At 53.5% G+C, this 19270-nt stretch carries 22 protein-coding genes and 1 tRNA gene; 9 read left to right on the top strand and 14 right to left on the bottom strand.

What is annotated here, in order from left to right:
- Window positions 1-3: 3 nt before the first annotated feature.
- The 3 genes from RUE5091_RS23115 to RUE5091_RS16195 form a co-directional block, all read right to left on the bottom strand.
- The gene (locus RUE5091_RS23115) at window positions 4-267 is read right to left on the bottom strand and encodes a hypothetical protein (RefSeq protein WP_131726328.1); all 264 of its coding nucleotides are present in this window, start codon (window positions 265-267) and stop codon (window positions 4-6) included.
- Window positions 268-427: 160 nt separating this feature from the next.
- The gene (locus RUE5091_RS16200) at window positions 428-1240 is read right to left on the bottom strand and encodes an autotransporter domain-containing protein (RefSeq protein ID WP_082643688.1); all 813 of its coding nucleotides are present in this window, start codon (window positions 1238-1240) and stop codon (window positions 428-430) included.
- A gap of 848 nt (window positions 1241-2088) precedes the next feature.
- A complete protein-coding gene (locus RUE5091_RS16195) occupies window positions 2089-3603 on the bottom strand; it encodes an adenylate/guanylate cyclase domain-containing protein (protein WP_058282976.1) in 1515 nt (504 codons plus the stop codon).
- An 868-nt stretch (window positions 3604-4471) separates the two neighbouring features.
- On the opposite strand from RUE5091_RS16195, the gene RUE5091_RS16190 reads away from it, so the two are divergent.
- The 7 genes from RUE5091_RS16190 to RUE5091_RS16160 all read left to right on the top strand — a co-directional run bounded on the left by RUE5091_RS16190 (window position 4472) and on the right by RUE5091_RS16160 (window position 7859).
- The gene (locus RUE5091_RS16190) at window positions 4472-5218 is read left to right on the top strand and encodes a dienelactone hydrolase family protein (protein WP_112297189.1); all 747 of its coding nucleotides are present in this window, start codon (window positions 4472-4474) and stop codon (window positions 5216-5218) included.
- Window positions 5215-5559 carry a hypothetical protein gene (locus RUE5091_RS16185; RefSeq protein WP_058282974.1) on the top strand — a complete coding sequence of 115 codons (345 nt, stop codon included), beginning with the start codon at window positions 5215-5217 and terminating at the stop codon, window positions 5557-5559. The genes RUE5091_RS16190 and RUE5091_RS16185 overlap by 4 nt, the downstream gene beginning before the upstream one ends.
- A gap of 163 nt (window positions 5560-5722) precedes the next feature.
- Window positions 5723-6139, top strand: a complete 417-nt coding sequence (locus tag RUE5091_RS16180) for a nuclear transport factor 2 family protein (protein ID WP_058282973.1) — start codon at window positions 5723-5725, stop codon at window positions 6137-6139.
- Window positions 6140-6362: 223 nt separating this feature from the next.
- Window positions 6363-6557 (top strand): hypothetical protein, encoded by a 195-nt coding sequence (locus RUE5091_RS16175; protein WP_131726327.1) that lies wholly within the window; start codon window positions 6363-6365, stop codon window positions 6555-6557.
- A 100-nt stretch (window positions 6558-6657) separates the two neighbouring features.
- Entirely contained in the window at window positions 6658-7002 is a 345-nt protein-coding gene (locus RUE5091_RS16170; RefSeq protein ID WP_058282971.1) for a hypothetical protein, read from the top strand.
- Window positions 7003-7168: 166 nt separating this feature from the next.
- The gene (locus tag RUE5091_RS16165; protein WP_058282970.1) at window positions 7169-7408 is read left to right on the top strand and encodes a hypothetical protein; all 240 of its coding nucleotides are present in this window, start codon (window positions 7169-7171) and stop codon (window positions 7406-7408) included.
- A 52-nt stretch (window positions 7409-7460) separates the two neighbouring features.
- Window positions 7461-7859 carry a hypothetical protein gene (locus tag RUE5091_RS16160; RefSeq protein ID WP_131726326.1) on the top strand — a complete coding sequence of 133 codons (399 nt, stop codon included), beginning with the start codon at window positions 7461-7463 and terminating at the stop codon, window positions 7857-7859.
- A gap of 297 nt (window positions 7860-8156) precedes the next feature.
- Here the strand turns inward: RUE5091_RS16160 and RUE5091_RS16155 are convergent.
- From RUE5091_RS16155 to RUE5091_RS16130, 6 genes are all read right to left on the bottom strand, one after another.
- Window positions 8157-8233, bottom strand: a tRNA-Met gene (locus tag RUE5091_RS16155).
- 83 nt (window positions 8234-8316) lie between these two features.
- Entirely contained in the window at window positions 8317-9291 is a 975-nt protein-coding gene (locus tag RUE5091_RS16150; protein ID WP_058282968.1) for an alpha/beta fold hydrolase, read from the bottom strand.
- Between the two features lies 1 nt (window position 9292).
- Window positions 9293-10765: a flavin-containing monooxygenase gene (locus RUE5091_RS16145; RefSeq protein WP_058282967.1), complete on the bottom strand. Its 1473-nt coding sequence runs from the start codon at window positions 10763-10765 to the stop codon at window positions 9293-9295.
- A gap of 129 nt (window positions 10766-10894) precedes the next feature.
- On the bottom strand, window positions 10895-11134 hold the full coding sequence (locus RUE5091_RS16140; protein WP_058282966.1) for a hypothetical protein: 240 nt from the start codon (window positions 11132-11134) through the stop codon (window positions 10895-10897).
- 32 nt (window positions 11135-11166) lie between these two features.
- Window positions 11167-12321: an aromatic ring-hydroxylating oxygenase subunit alpha gene (locus tag RUE5091_RS16135; protein WP_058282965.1), complete on the bottom strand. Its 1155-nt coding sequence runs from the start codon at window positions 12319-12321 to the stop codon at window positions 11167-11169.
- A 99-nt stretch (window positions 12322-12420) separates the two neighbouring features.
- On the bottom strand, window positions 12421-13326 hold the full coding sequence (locus tag RUE5091_RS16130; protein WP_058282964.1) for a LysR substrate-binding domain-containing protein: 906 nt from the start codon (window positions 13324-13326) through the stop codon (window positions 12421-12423).
- Between the two features lie 545 nt (window positions 13327-13871).
- Here RUE5091_RS16130 and RUE5091_RS16125 point away from each other — a divergent pair.
- Window positions 13872-14378: a hypothetical protein gene (locus RUE5091_RS16125; protein ID WP_058282963.1), complete on the top strand. Its 507-nt coding sequence runs from the start codon at window positions 13872-13874 to the stop codon at window positions 14376-14378.
- A 442-nt stretch (window positions 14379-14820) separates the two neighbouring features.
- Here the strand turns inward: RUE5091_RS16125 and RUE5091_RS16120 are convergent, their stop codons facing one another.
- Entirely contained in the window at window positions 14821-15801 is a 981-nt protein-coding gene (locus RUE5091_RS16120) for a sterol desaturase family protein (RefSeq protein WP_058282962.1), read from the bottom strand.
- A gap of 101 nt (window positions 15802-15902) precedes the next feature.
- Between RUE5091_RS16120 and RUE5091_RS16115 the strand changes: the two genes are divergently transcribed.
- Window positions 15903-16826 (top strand): LysR substrate-binding domain-containing protein, encoded by a 924-nt coding sequence (locus RUE5091_RS16115; RefSeq protein ID WP_058282961.1) that lies wholly within the window; start codon window positions 15903-15905, stop codon window positions 16824-16826.
- Window positions 16827-17093: 267 nt separating this feature from the next.
- Here RUE5091_RS16115 and RUE5091_RS16110 read toward each other — a convergent pair whose 3' ends face one another.
- From RUE5091_RS16110 to RUE5091_RS16095, 4 genes are read right to left on the bottom strand one after another with little or no spacing between them, the layout of a single operon-like run.
- Entirely contained in the window at window positions 17094-17528 is a 435-nt protein-coding gene (locus RUE5091_RS16110; protein ID WP_058282960.1) for a c-type cytochrome, read from the bottom strand.
- A gap of 10 nt (window positions 17529-17538) precedes the next feature.
- Window positions 17539-18405 carry a CopD family protein gene (locus RUE5091_RS16105; protein WP_058282959.1) on the bottom strand — a complete coding sequence of 289 codons (867 nt, stop codon included), beginning with the start codon at window positions 18403-18405 and terminating at the stop codon, window positions 17539-17541.
- A gap of 2 nt (window positions 18406-18407) precedes the next feature.
- Window positions 18408-18749 (bottom strand): copper resistance CopC family protein, encoded by a 342-nt coding sequence (locus RUE5091_RS16100; RefSeq protein WP_058283011.1) that lies wholly within the window; start codon window positions 18747-18749, stop codon window positions 18408-18410.
- Window positions 18750-18759: 10 nt separating this feature from the next.
- Window positions 18760-19191 carry a c-type cytochrome gene (locus tag RUE5091_RS16095; RefSeq protein WP_058282958.1) on the bottom strand — a complete coding sequence of 144 codons (432 nt, stop codon included), beginning with the start codon at window positions 19189-19191 and terminating at the stop codon, window positions 18760-18762.
- Between the last annotated feature and the right edge of the window lie 79 nt (window positions 19192-19270).

Genomic DNA, 19270 nt, shown 5'->3' with positions numbered 1-19270 from the left:
TGTTTATGAATAGGCGTCACTGCATGCATCTTGACAATCTCCGGAAACCGCTGGTTGTGATGTCATACCATAGCCTGGGCCTGATCTTTCAGTGGTTTGGTGGTTTTTGGATTTTGAATCAACGTGGTCACGCGCCTGCAAGACAGATGAGCGAACATCGTGTGCGTGCCCGCGTTTTCCGTGAGCAATCGACGGGCCGGCCATGGATGTTCCGGCACTCATAGCAAGCGCGAACGCCGTAGCGATTGTAATCATCACTTTTTTCATTTGTTAGCTCCTTTCGAATGAGCGTATTCGATACGCTGTGTGTGAAACCAATTTGGCAATCGGCGGCTCAGATTTATTGCGATGGCATGTCAAGGTTTTGAGAAAAGACATCAAGATGAAGCCTGATCCGCATATCGGTTCAAATCAGATTCAACAGGATTTAAAATTGAAACTCGAAGCCGAAGTTCCAGTCGAAGGCGTAATCGCCCGAGCTGCTTCCTAAACCGGTTTCACTGGTGATCTCAGCATAAAGCTGCGCGTGATCTGACAGGGGGGCAATGCCACCGATGGTCAGGGCCGCCGTGTTCTGACCTCGCTCGGCGAACACTGTATTTTGACCGAACACAATTGAGGTTTCATTGTTGAATGTATGATAAAAGTCGATTTCACCATAGAGCATTGAATTGTTTGCGAAATCCCGTTCTGCACGGAGCCCGACCCGGGCCGTCAACGTATCACCGTCCATCAAGGATCCGATCTGACCAATACCGGCCCGATCTGGGACATCGTTCATGTCGATATCGCTGTACATGATCTGCACTTGTGGAGTGAGCGTCAATTCGTTCAGCAGCGTGATCAGCTTGCCAATTTCAACAGATATCTCATACCCGCCACCGTCGGTATCCACGGTGCCCCCTCCGGCCGGACGTATGTTGCCGTCGAAATACCCATAGCGCAGCTGCCCGTTGATATAGAACAGACTGTCCGCAACCCAAGTCGAGCTAAGTGTTACATCATACGCATCGGCCGAGATATTGGCGCTGGCCAAGCTGGTGCCGATGTTCGATGACAGGCTGCTGATATCGAACTCTAGGCCGCCAAACACTTGTCCGCCGGCGACCTCACCCAAAGGCAAATTTGCGCCATAACGCAGGCCACCGCTGTTCGTCGTCATCTCGCCTTCACCGACATCATAGCTGTCGCGTTCACCATCGGCCTCAACCCAGAACAATGGCCCCGCGGTTGTCGTCATCTCAGTCTGCACCTGGCTGGCAATGAAGACGTTGGACCCGTTGCTTTGCGTCACAGTGCCCACACGCTTGATGCAGTTTCTTAAGAAGTTCTGTGAATAACAACCGGCGCCAAAACGACGGGACACCGTTAACCGAAGCTGAACAGCGCATTCCCAATTTGTTTAAATTCTATCGTTTAAGCTGCCCGTCTCCTCTGTTTCGGAGACGGTGTTTTAGTAGTCAGTAATTTTGTAAGTTTGTGGGGTCTGATGTTAAACTATTTCTTTGCGCTAACTGCTGCTTTTTCCTGGGTTTCAATTTGGCTGATGTTGTTCATCATTTTTTCCTAAAAGCGCGGCGCGCCCTACTCGTGCCCCCTCGTAGAAATCACTAACCTCCTTGAGACGCGCCGCACGGGCTTGATATCTGCAGCACATGTTTGAAATGTGTTTGGGAAATTAGTTCCGCCTCATACGGGAAACCCCCAATTTCGAGGCCAGAGTTGTTTTGGTAAGTTTGAATTAACGGAGATACCACACACAACTCCGGGAAACCCCGAGATTGAGGGGCTGGCTTTACCCCCTCGTCCAGCCCCTCGCTCCACCCATCACTTCAATGTTGATATGACAGGCAGCTCCGGTTGTTGGCGGCAGCGTGGTCCAAGTGCACCCGGTTAGACAACTTGGGTACACTCGCTATTTCCGGGGAGGCTATCGGGTAATTAGTCTAATGCTAAATCAAGGCAAACCGCTGAGTTCCGACGCAAGCGACGGGGTTTTCTTTGCGAGTCCGGTATGGCTGCTTCGATGCGCGAATGAGCCATACCAAGCGATCCCGAGTGTGAACTTTGGAATGTCTGCTGCGAGCCCTAACCTGCCATTAGTTTTCCATTCAACCACCACGTCTCCACCTCGCCCATTCCCTTGACTGCGACAGTTCCTCGTAGCTCGAACTCATATTCATCAACAAGCTCTTGCATAACCTCCGACGTCACCTGAATACGACCGGGCTCGCCGTTGCTTTCCATCCTTGAGGCCGAATTAACCGTGTCTCCCCAGACGTCGTAGAACGGTTTTCTGTTGCCTATAACGCCTGCAACCACAGGTCCTGCGTCCAGCCCGATGCGTATTTGTAGTCCTTCGGCGAAGTCGAGCGACATCTGGGCTACAGTTCTTTGCATATCCAAGGCCATCTCGGCGACCCGGCGCATGGGATCGTTGCAAGGGTTCGGCATTCCTGCCGCCACCATATATGCATCTCCAATCGTTTTGACTTTCTCCAAACCGTGCTTTTCAGCAAGTGAATCAAATGCACTGAATATCTTGTTCAGAAAGGCAACTACCTCTACCGGCGGAAGCTTTGCGGCCCTTGGGGTGAAGTCCACAATGTCAGCGAACAATATAGCTACCTGCGGCAGTTTATCTGCGATTGTGCCGTTGGGTTCCACTTTCAGCCGCGCTGCGATGTCTTCAGGCAGTAAGCTATACAATAGCGCTTCAGACCTAGCATGTTCAGCTTCTAACTCTACTCGTTGAGCCTCCACTTTACCGTAGAGATTTCCCAGTCGCTCGCTGGTGAGGTTTACATTGTTAGCAAGTTCACCGAGTTCGTCGCGATTGGGGACAGCGACGCGCGCGTCAAAGTTCCCACTAGCAACAATACCGAGAGCCTGACCTATACGCCGGACTGGCCTAATCAGCGATGAAGAAAGGGAATATCCAAGAAGCAACGCCATGCCCACGGCCATAAGCGCAGCGGTAAGGACATTCTGACGAGAAGCCAAGAAGGCTTGGGCCGTCGACCTAGCGCTTGCCTTCATTTCCCATTCGATTTTTTGTACAACGGTGTAAACGTCTCTTTGGATCGCACTCAGCGGCTCAAGGAGGTTTTCCATAGCGTAGGGTGCAGCGACCAGTTTGCCTTCGTCCTCGCGCAAGCGTTGCGTCTCTGCAGCATAGGGCGCGACATTTTCGAGACCCGCTTGCAAACGCGCAATGAGTTCAGCATCTGGCATACCAGGTTGGCCAAAATTCCGCACACCTCTGTTCACGAATAGCAGAAGGTCGTCAACCCGGTCATCTACGGGAATGCTGAAGAAGGTTCCTTGACCACGGCCAACGACTGATTGGGGTATGTAATGGCCTATCGTCAGGACGATGAGGTCTCCGACATACGCGTGGATTTGGTTGAAATATTCGATGCGTTCCTGGTTTCGGATTATAGATTTGGTGCTGTTGTTGGCTTGTTGTAGAGAGTTCAGGCCAAAGAGCGCGAGCCCAACAAGCAAGCACGTTATTCCTAAAAACGCGATTAGCAATTTGGAGCGAACAGACAGCCCAATCGACGCAACGCTTCGAGTTAGAATGTTGGGCTGTTCGGACATTGTAGGAATTGTTCCTCGAGTACTAAATGGAAACAACATTGGCCTCGACTATGCCCTGCTGGTCAGGTTTCGCAAACTGCATATCTTTCTTGAGCGCCTGTAAGCCGCTCCCAAATTGCCTAAGCGCAATTCGCGGTGAGCGGCAGCTTTGTCGGCGAAGAGGACATTCTGCTCCCTATTGTTGACCTTCGTCACTACAAAAAAACTCATACAGCAACTGTGCATCGCGGATGCAAAGGGCGATGTCGTCGGTAGCACTAACTTACCGTCTAGCGCAGAACCGATGTCGCTTTGCTTTGCTGACAAAGACACCGGGACCTGCCCACAGTCGGGCGTGTTTTCGATTTGGCTGGCCTGTGTCGGTATCGAGGATTGCTTTGACTTGGCGGTTGCATGCGAAGGCCAAGGAACTTGGGAAAGCAAGCCTAGCCAAAGCTGCCTTGGCGATGAATTTCCGTGTATCGCCTGCAAATGCACGTACTCTGAGTAAATGGAGATTTTCTCCACTTTTAGCCGCTGGCAGAATCGTGCTGTGCGACCCCGGTTTTGCGACACGGTGGCGAATATCCCTTGTAGCAAATGTAGCAGGGATATCCGGCTGATTTTGAGTTTTTGCACATCCCTGCCCCGGCCCTGATAATATAGGTGGCAGGGAAAGCTGGGTGCACGGCCCCGGTTTGCTATTCAGGCCTGCGAATATCTAACGGAGGGCGCGCAATTGCCGTCAAGTCAGGGTAACAGAGCCACAATCATTGGAGGATTGATTGCGGGTTTTGTGGCAGTGGTGCTGTCAGCTCCTGCTTATTCACAGGATCACGGCCTACACAATAGTTCGAAAGTGTTCTCAGCCCCTGCGGATCTCTCTTGGATGGATTGGGATGATCCGAACGAGTTGGAACGAACATGGCGAGCCGCCATCGTTCGAGTTCCAGTCGGAGACGGCCAATCCAAACAGGTGACAACTGATGACCTACGGAGGCAGAATACCGGCACCCAACGAAGGCTACCAACAATCATCTACTTGCACGGTTGTAGCGGAATTTGGCCGGGCACTCACAGACGAATAAAGTTTTTGTCCGACGCCGGTTATCTGGTAATTGCACCGGCCAGTCTAGCGCGGGAAACATACCCCCGGTCCTGCAATGTGGAAACTCTCGAAGGCAGCTTGTTCCGGGGCACTTTGGTATTGCGCCGAAACGATGCGGGTTATGCCATCGAAATGGCCCGGCAACTTTCCATTGTCGACGACAGCAACATTGTCCTGATGGGGTTCAGCGAAGGTGCCGTAGCCGCTGTAGGCTTCGAAGCCCAAAATGAACAACAGCGTGTGAAGGCCAGGGTCGCAGAAGGCTGGACATGTCATACACCTTTTTCGGAAGCCCGAGGGGTTAATGCGCCGGAAAGTGAACCCGTTCTAACCCTCGTCGGCGCGCGAGACCCTTGGTATCAAAACAAGTGGAGTGAAGGAGACTGCTCAGAGTTTTTGAGTTCCCAAAATGGAAGTAAGTCCATTGTGTACAAGGATAGTGATTTGGCTGGCGAACACGGATTATTGGAGTTCGAGCGAGCTCAACGAGACGTGCTCGACTTCCTCGAAGAGAATTTAGATTTTTGAAAGCGCTTGACGAAAACCTGATGCGGTCCGAGCTGACGATTACTCAACAGTCAGAACATATCGCCAAACGCAAAGAGCTTTGGGAAGCACGAAAGCAAAGTGGGCGGAACCCGCCCACATCGGACCCAAGGCAGGGTTTTGCTTCGGCCACCAGTGACGCCACTGGAATGTCTAAGCGCCGGGTAAACGAGGCCATCGCGCGCGCTGAGGGCGTCACACAGGAAGCCAGAGACACCATCAGGGGCACCGAACATGACAAGGGTGTGGTGTTGGATGAGTTGAAGAAGCTTCCGGCCTCTGAGCAGGCTAAATTAGTCACCTTTTTGAAATGGATACCATAACCACATAGGGCATTCTGGTGCGGTCGGGTCAAAGGCAGTTGACGCCCGTGTATAATGGGCGCGTCCAACTGCAAGAATTACTGCGATGATATTTGGAAACACAGGTGCGCACCGTGGCTTTGCGCCCAACCAAGTCAACTGGATTTGAACAGGAGAGATTAATATGGCGACCGAACAAAACAACAAAGCAATTCTTAGCGAAGCGTATCAGCTATGGCATGAAACCAAAGGCGGCAGCGTTCAACACTGGTTGGACATCTCCTCAGAAAACATATCTTTCGGATCGCTCGCCCAAGGCGCTGCTCCGGTTCGTTTCACCGCTCCACGAAACAACAAAAAGGAGATGCATGGTTATCTCAGGGACCTAACCAATGAGTGGGAAATGATACACTATACGGTCGATCACTATATAGCGGAGGGGGACTTTGTCATTGCTGTGGGAAGTACTGCTTGGACCAACAAAGCTACTAGAAAGATTGCAGATACGCGCAAAGTTGACGTCACCAAATTTCGCGACGGAAAAATGATTGAGTTTTTCGAGTATTACGACACAGCCGCCTTAATAGATGCGGCAAGTTAAAGCCAGGTCTCAAAATTGGGCGCGCCAACTTCAAGCGCGCCCAGTCAACAGGGAAGATAATGAAAAAAACGCTCTAAACTCAACATCAGCGCGAACTCATCTATGAATTCAGTGTCACCGGCATTGGGGGTCGTCAGTGATTTAGGTCACAATGACGAAATTCATTTGGCTGCAAGCAGCGAGGCGTGATATCCGGGCCAATTTTTTTTTGAGGAGACCTAAAGTGAGCGACTATTCAGCACACGAAGCACTCCACACCGCGTATGTTCTTATGGACTGCTACGGTTCACACGTTGGCGAACATCCATGGGTGGAAGCCAATCCAGAAATCGCGGCCAAGGTTGAGACCGCGATGGAAGCTATGATGGAGGTTTACCAGGCTATTAGTCGGGTGCGCCTGAATTACCTGCCGGACTGAACTGCCTAGGCGCGCGTAGAAACTACAAATATGGAGCAAACAAAATTGCAAGACGCTCCTTATCACGTTTCGAGGTATACGGTGTTCTTTGCATGGCTTCGTGTATTTCAGCAACCAAGCTAAGGTCTACCCAGAGTGGGCAGAGCTTGGGAACCGCTACGGTAACGCGATTGACGAAAACAATTCTCTTGCTGCGCGGCTGAAGGCGGACGACCACCCCGACCGCTACGGATTGGAGGAGGATCATTACAAAGAGTGCGTTGAACCTTTGTGCGATGAGTTCATGGCGCTTAAAAACAAGATAATGGAGATACCATCACAGGACTTCAAAGACCTCGCCATCAAGGGCCGGATATCGGCGCGGTCAGATGGCGTTGTTGATGGCAATCACCATCGGCTGATCCGAGAGGACGCGGACAGACTGTTTGGGCACGTGAATATCTGAAACGACCCTGGGTAGAGACACCCAAGAGACCGCCTCATAAATGGGCGGTCTTTGCGATTCAGAGAACTTACGGCCATGAGCCCAGTTTGCCAAATCTCTGCTCTGCATTTCATTGTTGGAGCAATAACAATGGTTTTATTCACTGCTCGGCTTAGGAGAATTTGCCTTGCCTTTTTCAGAAGACAGCAAACGTCATGTTTCACACATTACAGAGCTAGAGACACTGATGTTTTCCAGCGCTGGCCGTGAATACAGCGTTGGAAACGAACCAAAGGGGTATTTGGACTACTGGCAACAACATCTCGTGCGCCTCTATCTTGTTTCCGTATACATCTACATAAATGAAGTCGCCGGATCCGAAAAATATTGGAACACCTCGCCCGCCTTTTCGCCTCACCCAGAGTAAGTGAGATGCCTAGAAGTTATGCGGCTTCTTCGGAATAAAATCGTTCATAGTGGTGGCGAAAATTGAATATGTGACCAATTTTCTTCTCGTGTTTCTTAGTTTGAACCACCTTCTTTCCTGGTACGGCGACGTAAAGAGTTTCGCGGCATGGAACCACCCGGGCAAAGTTGTGCCGAAAGGCGATATAGATGACGACGCAAGTGAACCAGTTTCTAGACTGGAGCATCTTGCGCTGCGAATTGAAGATTACATCGAGTTACAAGAAAACTTGCTTAGAGACGCCGACCAGCGCCCGATTAGAGACATGCGCCAATACGCCGGCAAAATTTCACAGACTGCTAGGGACCTTGAGAAGTCCACCTCTCGTCTTGAGCAACATGCCCAGTTATATCTTTGGGGCTGGTATCTTGCTCTCCCCATCGGCAGTGCTGCATACGCGCTTTGGCTATGACGACGTGGGGCTCATTCCGATTTCACGGGATGTAACGGGCTTTCTGCCACTTTCTGCCGGTTGTCGATAAGGGAAAGTGCTCATCCTCAATCTGAGGGCGGGTGGAACCTGACAAAACCTGACATTCGGCCAGTCACTCTATGTGGCAGACATAGGCGCTGGGCAGAGTCAGGAACCTGAACCCCATTAACTTCGCAGGACACGCGGCATCAAAAACAATTTGTTGGGTAAAATGTTGGGTATCAGGGCGCATGCAAGATGAAATTCGATTTTTTACAATGCGTTGCGTGGGTTTGATGGTAGCGGAGGAGGGACTTGAACCCCCGACACGCGGATTATGATTCCGCTGCTCTAACCAACTGAGCTACTCCGCCATGAGTGAGAGGCGATTTAAGCGAGGGGCTGAGGCGGGTCAAGAGGGAAAACACGGACCAAGCCGGATTCTTTTTCTCTCCGCTCAAACCGTCTCGGTCACCGTCTCGGGCTTGGCATGCGGAGTTTCCGCGACCCGGCGGATGAATGCGGCGCAGGTGTCCGGCGCAGTGATCAGGATCATATGACCAGCCCCATCAATCCACTCGGTTGTCAGGCCGAATTGAGTCATGGGATCGCCGTGCGCCTTGGGCGAAAGGATCGCGTCTTGTGTGCCGTATAGAATGCTTCCGGGTACGGACAGTTCACCATAGCGCGCGACCTGCGCCGTTATGCTGTCATCGATCCCCACAACATCCTGCGATCCGGTGACGAATGCCGAAGGGCGCAGCCCAAGTGCGCCGCCAGCGCGGTCCAGAAAATCCGCAGGCGCAGGATCAGGGGCGAAAACGATGTCCAGAGTATGTGGCGCGGTTTTGGCGGCCAGTGGAACGGCGATTGTGTTGCCGATCAGGCTCCGCAGCCATTCTGTGCGGATTTCCAAAGGTTTGAAGACCCGAGGTGTCGAGGCCAATACTTGTGTCAGGGGGGCCAGCAGGGCGAGGGCCTTGATCTTTTCAGGATGGTCCAGCGCCATGGCCAGCGAGACCGCGCCCCCTAAGGAATGGCCGACAAGGATGGCGTCGGTGATGTCCTTGCTGTCCAGAAACTCTTGTATCATGCGCGCTTGTTCAGGCAGGCGGCCCAGATCGGCCCTGTCGCGGGTTGAATAACCACAGCCGGGTCGGTCGACGGCGATGACGTGATAGTCATCGGCCAGCATGTCGACCAAGGCATAGGTGAAATGCTGCAACTGCCCGGTTAGGCCGTGGATCATGACAAGGGTTTGTTTCGACGGATCGCCCTTTTCCACGTAGTGAATGCGGCCGCCATTCACGGGTGTGATATTCCCAAGCCGTGGAACCCGTTTTTGGCCCTCACGGGTCAAGTTTCGAGTCCACAAGTTCATACCGATAAGAAACGCGGCAATCAGCAAGGCGATGGTCAGAAGGGTGGTCATTTCAACGGTCTCCGCCTTGGGGTGGGGCAGGGTGATATTGCTCTAGCCCGGATTGGGCCATGCGCTTTTCATACTCGGATACAGTGCCGGGCCAAAGCGTTGTGTTGCGGCCCTGGGCATCCTGGTACCACGATGTACAGCCCCCCGCCTGCCAGACACTGTCTGAGTGGCGGTCCCGCATTTCCTGCGTAAAAGCCGCCTGTTTCGCAGCGTCAGGTGTGATGGCGTGCAAGCTGTCGCGCTGCATCTGATCCAGCACCCGACCGATATGACGAACCTGCGCTTCGATCATCAGCACGACCGAGTTATGACCTAATCCGGTATGCGGTCCCAACAGGATAAAGAAGTTCGGAAGGCCTGCAATGGCGGTGCCCAGATTGGCCTGCATACCTTCGGCCCAGACGTCGCGCAGGGTCACGCCATCGGTTCCGGTGATGTCCAAACGCTCGACCACGTCAGTCACATGAAAACCAGTGCCCCAGATCAGTACGTCGGCCTGAACACGGCTGCCATCCGTCGCGATGATCTGATCTCCTTCGATCGTCGCCACCCCGTGTGGAATGACCGTCACGTTGTCCCGCGCGAGGGCTGTGTACCAGTCATTCGAACTGAGGATACGTTTGCATCCGATCCTGTAATCCGGGGTCAGGCGTTCGCGTTGCACAGGGTCGGTGATCGCTTTATCCAGCCCGTTGCGCCACATCTTCATGGCAAAGTTGACCATCCGTTCCTCGCCGCGAAACACCCGGTGGCGGTATTCAAATATCATGTAGACCAGCTTGCGCCGTATCCGGGGCAGAAGCGGGATGAGGTTATAGAGTGTGCGCACCCAGGGCGCGATTGGCCCGTCTGGGCGTGGCAGGACATAGGGCGCTGTCCGTTGAAAGATGGTGACTTGAGCCGCCGTTTTCGCAATTTCGGGCACAAACTGAACGGCCGATGCGCCGGTGCCGACCACTGCGATGCGCTTGCCCGCAAGAACCACGTCGTGATCCCACTCGGCCGAATGGAACGCGGGGCCGGGGAAGCTGTCGGCACCCGGTATGTCGGGCACGTCAGGCAGGTGCAAAGCCCCAATAGCCGAGACCAGAAAGCGCGCAGTCCAGTGCCGCCCGTCTTCGGTTTCCACCTGCCATCTTTCGCCGTCCCAGCGCGCGGATTTTAGTTGCTGGTGGAAATGACACAGATCGTACAGGCCCTCATCCCGGCAGACCTTTTGCAGATACGCCTGAATCTCGGCCCCACCAGCATAGGCGCGGCTCCAGTTCGGGTTCAGATGCGTGGCCATTGAATACAGATGCGAAGGGATGTCGCATGCCACGCCGGGATAGGTGTTTTCGCGCCATGTGCCGCCGATATCGCCCGCTTTCTCAAGGATGGCGATATCGCTGATCCCGCGTTTGCGCGCCTCGATTGCCATGACCAGCCCCGAGAACCCGGCACCAACGATCAGCATATTCGTGCTATGTTTCATGCACGCCCCCTCCAAAGCGACTGTGATGGTGCTTTGACTATAGAACCAGAGGGACGTGTGAACAGCTTCCCGTGGGGTCAGATGCGGTTAGGACGGTCTGGACCGCATCGCTCGGATGCGCAGCTGATCTTAGAATTCCAGACGATGCGCCCGACCCTGGGCGACGAGTCGTGCATTCAGGGCATCCGCCTCGGGCGCGCCGGATTCCAGCGCGAACACAAACGCATGAGTCAGATAAAAACAGGCGGCGTCGATATCCTGCGCCGCTTCACGTTCATCCGCAGCCATTGTGTAGAAGCGGATCAAGGCTGGCTGATCACCTTGTTCGTGGGCCTTTAGCAGCAGCTGATCCAACTCATGTTTTTCCATTGGGCCTCTCGCCAGATGGGCTGACCACGGCGCTATTCCGCGCGCCCATTTTCGACTTGGGTTGCGATCCAATGGTGGAAGTTATGCGTCGGCCCGTCCATTGCCGGAGAGAACCGCCCGCCATCGAACAGCACCCCGTGGCGGCCCTTTTGCATTCCTTCGACCACAAACACGTCCTCTTCGAATATGGCCCGCCACTGTTGCGCGTTCGTTGTGCGAAGCCCGTCCAACTGCGGCGTGTCCTCAACGCTTTTGGCGTAGTGCAGTCTGACATGTTCGACGGTATGTTCGTGATCGACTGGCTCAAGGATGATGGCAAAGGCATGGTCACGCTGCACCCCAAACAGAACGTTTGGGTATAGGGCTACGTATTCCGCGCCTTCATCCCACTTATCACTCAGGCCTTCGAAATCAGGAAAGGTCGCCCCGTCCTGATCCTTTAACTGTCTGTAAACCAGCGTACCCTGACCGGAATAGTGCCCGCGGGCCTCGATATTATAATGGTCTTCCAGCCGGGAATAGCTGTTCAGACCGGGATGCACCCAAGGCAGGTGGTAGCTTTCGCAATAGTTCTCGACCGCCAGTTTCCAATTGGTTTTGACCTCCAGCTTGAACGAGGCCATCTCACCGCCGTCATGCAGGGGTTGTTCGAATTCCTTCCACCGCTCCAACAGGGCGCCGTGGGCGTCTTGAAAGTCTGGCGCGTTGCCGTCTACGTTCACAAAGATCACATCGCGCCACACATGCGAACGGACAGGCATCAACCCCAGCTCTTCGTGTTTGACGTTTTCATGCTTGTTCTGGCCGGGGCCGCCCACATGCGGGGTGGCGCGCAATTCACCTTTCAGGCTGTAGCACCAGCTGTGATAGGGGCAGCGGATCGCGCCTTCGATCTTACGGGGCGCATCCACAAGGATCATGCCGCGGTGGCGGCATGTGTTCTGGAATACGCCGATCTCTCCATCACGGTCACGGACAATCAACAGGGGCATGCCCAAAAAATCGACCGGTTTGGCATCGCCTTTCTCGGGGACATCCAGACCAAACCCGATCCCGGACCAAGTGGCATAAAGGACCGAGCGTTTTTCTTCGGCAAAGATGGCCGGGTCGATATAGTGTTCATTCGGTAGGCCGTTTGCGACGGTCACATCGGCCAGAACGGATGACAGAGCGCTGTGCTTGTTCATCGGGCTCTCCTGAAGGTTGCTGGATGCTTTCCTGTCCCTATTGGAGGCTTGGGTGGTCTTTTCTCAATACCAGAAATCCTCACCACTAGATGATCTGAGCTAAACCGAACCGTCTTGAACCTCTTGAACGATCCATGTTTTCAGGGCGCGGGCGTTGCCCGAAAGCTCTTCGTCCGGGCGGCCAACAAGGTAGAACAGGCTGGGCGCGGTCAGGCCGTGCGGGCCAATAGTCACCAATTTACCCGATTGTAGCAAAGGCTGGGTCAGGCGTTTCCAGCACAATGTTAGCCCGGCCCCCTTGCGCGCCAGTTGCAGAGCGACGGAATAGCTGTTCACACGGGATTCAACCGGAATGGTGCCGGTGTATCCCAGATGCTGGAACCATTCTGGCCAGGTGATCCAACTGGGGTCTTCCCAAGCCATATGGATCAGACGCTCGGATGCCAGCATTTCAAGGCTGGCACCCTCCAAGCGGGCGGCGATTTCAGGGCTGGCCACAGGGATCAGGTAATCGCGATACAGAGGAGTATGCGGCAGGCTGGTATCGGCCTCGCGTCCGTAACGGATGAAAAAATCTACATCCGGCCGATTTCGAAAGGGTTGATCCTGCGTCAGTTGATCCACGTTGACATTTGGCATTTCTCGCCAGAATCGGATCAACGCTGGTGATAGCCACAATGCCGCCACCGCTGTTGTCGATCCAACCGTGACCTTGCCACCTGATTTGCGGTCACGGATCGTGGTCAGCACTTTCGAGATACGCCCGAACGAAGCAGACAGCGCCTCATACAGGGCCTGGCCATCCTCGGTCAGATCGACGCCGCGATGTTTGCGTTGGAACAGGGTAGTGTCCAGATCGCTTTCAAGCGCCTTGATTTGATGGCTGACCGCGCCCGGCGTAACCGACAGTTCCTCGGCTGCGTTTTTGAAGCTTAGATGCCGCGCGGCGGCTTCAAACGCGGACAATGTGGTCAGGGGGGGCAGGTTATAGTGGCGTCTAGACATGAAAATCCGCGAAGCAGTGCCTGAGGTCGGATGAGCTTTCCTCATCCGAATATTAGGCCTTTTACCGTTGAAGGCCAGAACTGCTTGATCAGAAAAGACCCGCCTTGGACATGTTTCTTGGTGGGGATCAACAGATCATAGGCGGCGGGGGGAGCAGCTCTGTCCGTAGGCGAGCCCGGCTGGTCAGGCGCTCACCCCCTTGATCCCGCTCGTACCCCCTCGTTAAATTCAAACTCGTAAACTGATTAGCAGGATTGACTATTCTTAGATGCGGAAATGGGCATAACTTTTACAAGATCGTGTCAGATGTATGTATCTTTTGGCCGAGAATGCTAAGCGGGCCCAAATTCTTAATGTGTACTTTTTTAACATATGAGCCGAATTTTATTCTCTTCTGACTATATATGTTTGTGCTAAATGGTCGACCATGGCATTTATCTTGCGCCAACTATGGGATGATATCGGCGAATTATGGCGTTAAATCACAATCAGATTTCTTTAAGAATTTCCATGTCCTCATCAGACCTTAGTGTTGGAGGACTTTCATGAACTTGGAATCTCACGAAGCTGCAGTAGAGATTGCACCGCGTGTCATCTCGATCGCAAAGCGTGAGCGGCAGATTTGTCAGGCATCCAAAGCCGCCGAAGCCGCGTTTGAGCAGATTGCCCGCACCGCCATTGATGGAGCGGCCGTGCAAGGTGGATTGCAGGATCGGGTGTATTCTATCTTTCGCTGGTATTTCCTGTCTGCTTTTTGCACCCGTTTGTTAACGGACGCTGCGCATCGTCTGGAACATCAAACTCTGCAGGTGTCCGTGGATATATTCAGCGCGGTCAAAATGGTGCTGACAGAAGGTGAGATTGAGCGGTCGATGGCGCTGGTCAGTGACACGCAACCGTCTCCTGTGGTGGTGCGGGCGAACGACATTGGCAGCCGGGGGCATACGGTGGGCTGGGTTGCTGCAGGGCTGCATGAAAAGGGGCGAGAATTTCCCGGCGAGATTCAGAATGCACTGGTTGGCGCATTGGCAGCTTCGGCTCGGATCAATTGATTGCCTCGTTCAACTATCCCAGTGTGACTTTCTGATTATACATCACGCAGGCACAAACCCGTGCGTGCGATCCGTCGGAATTCTTTTCTATTGACGCAGGGATTTGTTGCCATGCTGGAAAAGCCTGAGGTGCGAAATATGGAAAACCCCGGGCTTATTCAAACCTAGAGTGAATTGAGCAAGTTGGCGCAAAAAGGGCCGCTCCAAATGCGCTTGACAGGTCGTAAGATCAGCACAAGCACAGAATAGACGTGGTCTGCGCAGTACGGGCACCAGCCGTTATGGGGAAACCAGCCCGACGCGGCAGATCACGGGGATGCCTTCACATGCTAACACCTCGGTGACGCCGGCATGCTTGCTCCAGGACAAGTCGTATTGGAAATGCGTAACGGGCACAGCTTGAGCGTAACGGGCGCGTTCAGGATTATGATGGTCGCCTCTGTTATTTACCCATGATCCTTTTGCGACGTTCCTGCATACGCTCGTTCGCCTTGACTGTGCCGTCGTGGAACGTGCCGAACCACTTATCCATCGGAATTTCTAGGCTGCCGTAATTGCACTCGAAATACCGGTGATGCATCTGGTGGTGGAACGTGCCAAGCGCCAGACGTTCCTTGTCATTGACCAGCAAACCCTGAAACCCCGTATGCGTCGTCATAGCAGTCAGGAAGTAATATTGCAGATGGAACAGAATGTGCACCGGGTTTGCCCCGACGATAAGATGAACGAACACCGACCCCAGAAAAATCATCTGCTCAATAGGGTGCTGTGCCATTCCCGACCAAGGGCCCACGTTGATGTTGCGATGGTGTAGATAGTGGATGTGTTTGTAGAGGAACGGGATGTGGATCGCCCGGTGGATGAGGTAGAAATAGAAGCTTTCCCAGATCGGTATCAGGAAGAACAGCGCGACGTACCAGACCGGGTTCGCGGCCCACGTGATCATCGGCATGTAACCATTGGCCAGCGCCCAGAACAGAACCACTTCATATCCGGTCCAGATGAACACTCCGCTACCCAGTGTCCAGAACATGTTGTCTCGCACCTGGCCGCCCAAGGTGAACTGCCTGCCATTCACCATCAATGGGCGGGGGTCATATTTCAGTTTCTTGCCTTGCGCCGAGAAAGTGTAGAACCACAGATGTAGCGCCCCGCCGACCCCTAGCGCCAGCAGCATGTTTCGCACATACATCTGGGCGATCCAGCCAAAGGCGAAAGTCTTGCTGTCCTCAAGAGGCGGCTGAAACCAGTAGTAGCTTGCAAACGCAATCCCAACGATGATCAGCTTTTCTGTGATCAGGAACCACGAGTTCAAAAACCATTTTGCAATAGTGATCGGGTTCAGGGGCCAGGTGAATACCGGCGACACTTTTAATGGCACTTCAGGTTGATGATTCCAGCCCTTTAGCCGCTCATTGGACATGGGTTATCCCTGCAATTGAATTTCACGTTGACTTTGACACGATGTCTTTCCTGTGAAAAACAGAAAGATGTGATAATCTACATCTGATTATTAGAGGAACTATGAGCGTTTCTTTCCAATCCATGCGGTATTTCACGACCGCTGTGTCACTGGGCAGCATCTCAAAGGCGGCGGATGAACTAAACGTGGCGGCATCCGCCGTATCGGCTGCAATCGACAAGATTGAGGATCAGTTTCAGCTTAAGCTGATCAATCGGTTTCGATCACGTGGGATCACCGCCACCGCCAGCGGCAGGGTCCTCAATCGAAAGTTCTCGCATCTTCTTGAGGAATACGCTGCAGTGATGGAGGAAGGCGCGGAACTCAAACAGGCGATGAAGGGCACGTTGCGGGTTGGCTATTATGCTCCGGTCGCGCCGGCGTTTCTGCCAGAGATCCTGACATCTTTGATGAAGCCGGATGATCAGATCACGCTGTATCTGGAAGAGTGCGACAATGACAGCGCGCAAGAGGGGCTGCTTGCCGGCAAGTTCGACGCCATCTTGTTTGTTTCTGATGCTGCCCTTCCTCAGATCACCTTTGACGTGCTGATCGAGGCGCCAGCCTATTGCCTGACCGCATCAAATCACCCGCTGGCCCAACAGGAAACCGTAAGCCTTAGGGATTTGGCTCAAGAGTCTCTCATCGTGTTGAACCGTCCGACGGCGGTGGATTACTATCGGCGGCTGTTTGGTGACGCGGGGCAGGACCCGCAGACCATTGCATATGTGAACTCGACCGAAATGGTGCGCAGCCTTGTTGGCGCCGGCCACGGCTGTGCCGTTCTGAACATGTTGCCTCTGACGGTCGTCAGCTATGCAGGTCAACAACTTGCCGCCTTGCCGATCCGGGACGCATTGCCGCCATTGTCGCTAGCGCTCGGGTACGATAAAACCAACCCGCGCCGTATCGTTAGTAAATTCGCGAACCAATGCCGGTTTTATTTCGACCGAGGAGCGGGACATCGCCACATTGTCGCGCTTTAACGGCCAACGTAAACGCTGTGACCGGGCAGCAAGAAATATGTATGCAGCTTCAACTTGTGATGCTCCGCTCCAATGCATACTATCTAGTTGAACTGCTAGGATTTGGTAAAGCATAGGGGAAACGCAGCCGAAAGCCTAATGCACTGATAGTAAAAATTATTGTTGTGTGGTGGCTTGCTGTGTGTCTCACCATAGTGTCACACTTAGAATTGCATAACCTGCTACGTTGAATTGTGTATTCCCAAATCTACACCAGACTGCGGTCTTTTACTGGTGTGGAGGGTTGCGACTGGCCTGCATTTGCTGAACATCGTCTGGCCAAGTGGAGCGTATGTAGGCCAGCACGTCCCATATTTCTTCGTTAGTCAGGATGCCCTTAAAGCCCGGCATGCCACTGTTGAAGTCTTTAATACCGCGTGCTTCCAATGTGTCTGCGCCACCTAGTTTGGTGTATTCGAAGAGTAGCTGGTTATCGTGGTGCCATGTGTGCCCTGTCACGTCATGTGGTGGTGCAGGTAACACTCCGTCATCATCGGGTGCTTGCCAGTTGGGTTGGCCTTCCAGATCAACTCCATGGCATGAAGCACAGTGCACTGCGTAGAGTTCTTGCCCATTCGCAAGGTCTCTATCTGTCAACTCATGATCTGCAGCGACGCTGGTGCCAATGCTGCATATAGCCAGTGCACGTAGGTGTTTGCTCATCTCTACTACCTTAATTCGGAAGCGTTAGAACGCTCGTGAGTGTCGCCGTGGTCGCCAGCACAACTAATACGATTATTGCCTCAATCTCGATGGATCGAGCTAGGTGTTGCGCTGCCTTTGCCTCTCCATTTTGCATAGCCGGAACAAATCGGAGCTTGTTCGCAGCAGCGAGGATCATCAGCAGCGACACAAGAAACACTTTGAACAACAGTGCCTGCCCGTAGCCAGAGAACAAGAGCCCATGGAGATTGCCGACAAGCAACCAAGCCATCCAGAGGCTCGCACCGATTAAAGTCGGCACAACCAATGCAGCAGTTTGCCCAAACCTATGACCTAATTCAGCAGCATTTTTAAGGTGTTCAGGCATGAGAGCCAAACCCCGCAGCGGGCTAAAGATGCCCACCCAGAAGGCTACACATAGCAGGTGCAATAGGAGCAATAGTTGGACACTAAAGCTCTCCAGTTCTGGCACGTGACCGATCTGCGCAAAAGACCATAGAGCCACTGTGCCACCCAGCAGCGCGATCCATAGCCCAAAGCAAGAAACAGAAAGCCCTACAAGGATCAATACTGCACCTATAAGGCGTTTAACAAGTGCGTCGCCCACGGATGTCTGCCAAAGTAGACCAAGCATCTCTGCATCGACCATGCCATCAACCCCGCCCGTTAAGGCGGCTCCACGAAGCATGAAGCCAACTACTGTTGCGGCGAGAGCAAGGCACGCCAAGGCCCTAGCTTGGCGCTTCATCACGTGGTTAATCGGTGCGACAAAGCCGGAATAGAGGCAACTAATAATTATAAGCCCGGTGGAGCCCGCAAAGCCGATGTAGAGCCCTAGCTTTGCGAGGATTGCGGCAATACCCCAAATGTCTGGCATGCTCATTCCACGGTAAAGGAAAACTCGCCCTGCATCGCATGGCCGTCTTCACCTAAGCCACGCCATTCGATGACATAGGTGCCCGTTCCATTGCTCGGCAGTGGGATCGTGAACTCCTGACCAAAACTTTTATGGTCGCCCAAATCCAAGCTTACTGCCGAGTGTTCTTCATGGGCCATTTCTATCCGTGTCAGCCGGATGTCCTTAGAGAAGTTGAGGCTAATTTCAGCGGGTGCAGCGGTTATTGTGGTTCCGTCAGCAGGGGTTGTTTCTTCGACCTTGGAATGCGCAAGTACGACGCTGGGAAGAGCAGCCATGAGTGCGAGCGTTATGATCTTTTTCATGGTGTTGTCCTCAAGGTATCCCGTTGGCACGTTGGATTTCACGAATGTAAGCGATCACCATAGCAACGTCACCTCGCGTCAAACCTTCCGCGGGCGGCATGTCGCCAAACTGCCAATGATGGCTTCTTACACCTTGTGAAACCGCCCTCTGAAAGGCTTCATCAGCGTGGTGGCTGGGTTCGTATATTTTGTGGATCAGAGGCGGTCCTGCGCCTTCTACACCGACCGCATTGACACCGTGGCAAGAGGCGCAGGAGACCTCAAAGACACGCTGTCCGATTGCGGCATTACCCTCAATGGGCGGCATCTGAATTGCGACCATAGCGTCGCCTTCAAGTGCCTCCCGTGGTGCGGCCTCTTGGATTGAACCGGGCCGAAGAGTTATGAAAGCGGCGACAGTAGCGACGGTGCATACGCCAATTAGTAAGTAACTTTTTTTCATAGATTGGTCCTGACATTTTGGAAGCTGGTAATGCTGCGGCACATCGCGATCAGCCGCCTGTGCTGGTCGCTTACGTCCG

Source organism: Ruegeria denitrificans (assembly GCF_001458295.1).
GTDB lineage: Bacteria > Pseudomonadota > Alphaproteobacteria > Rhodobacterales > Rhodobacteraceae > Ruegeria > Ruegeria denitrificans.
The sequence above is the reverse complement of the archived record's forward strand: the minus strand, read 5'-3'. Positions and strand labels throughout refer to the sequence as shown.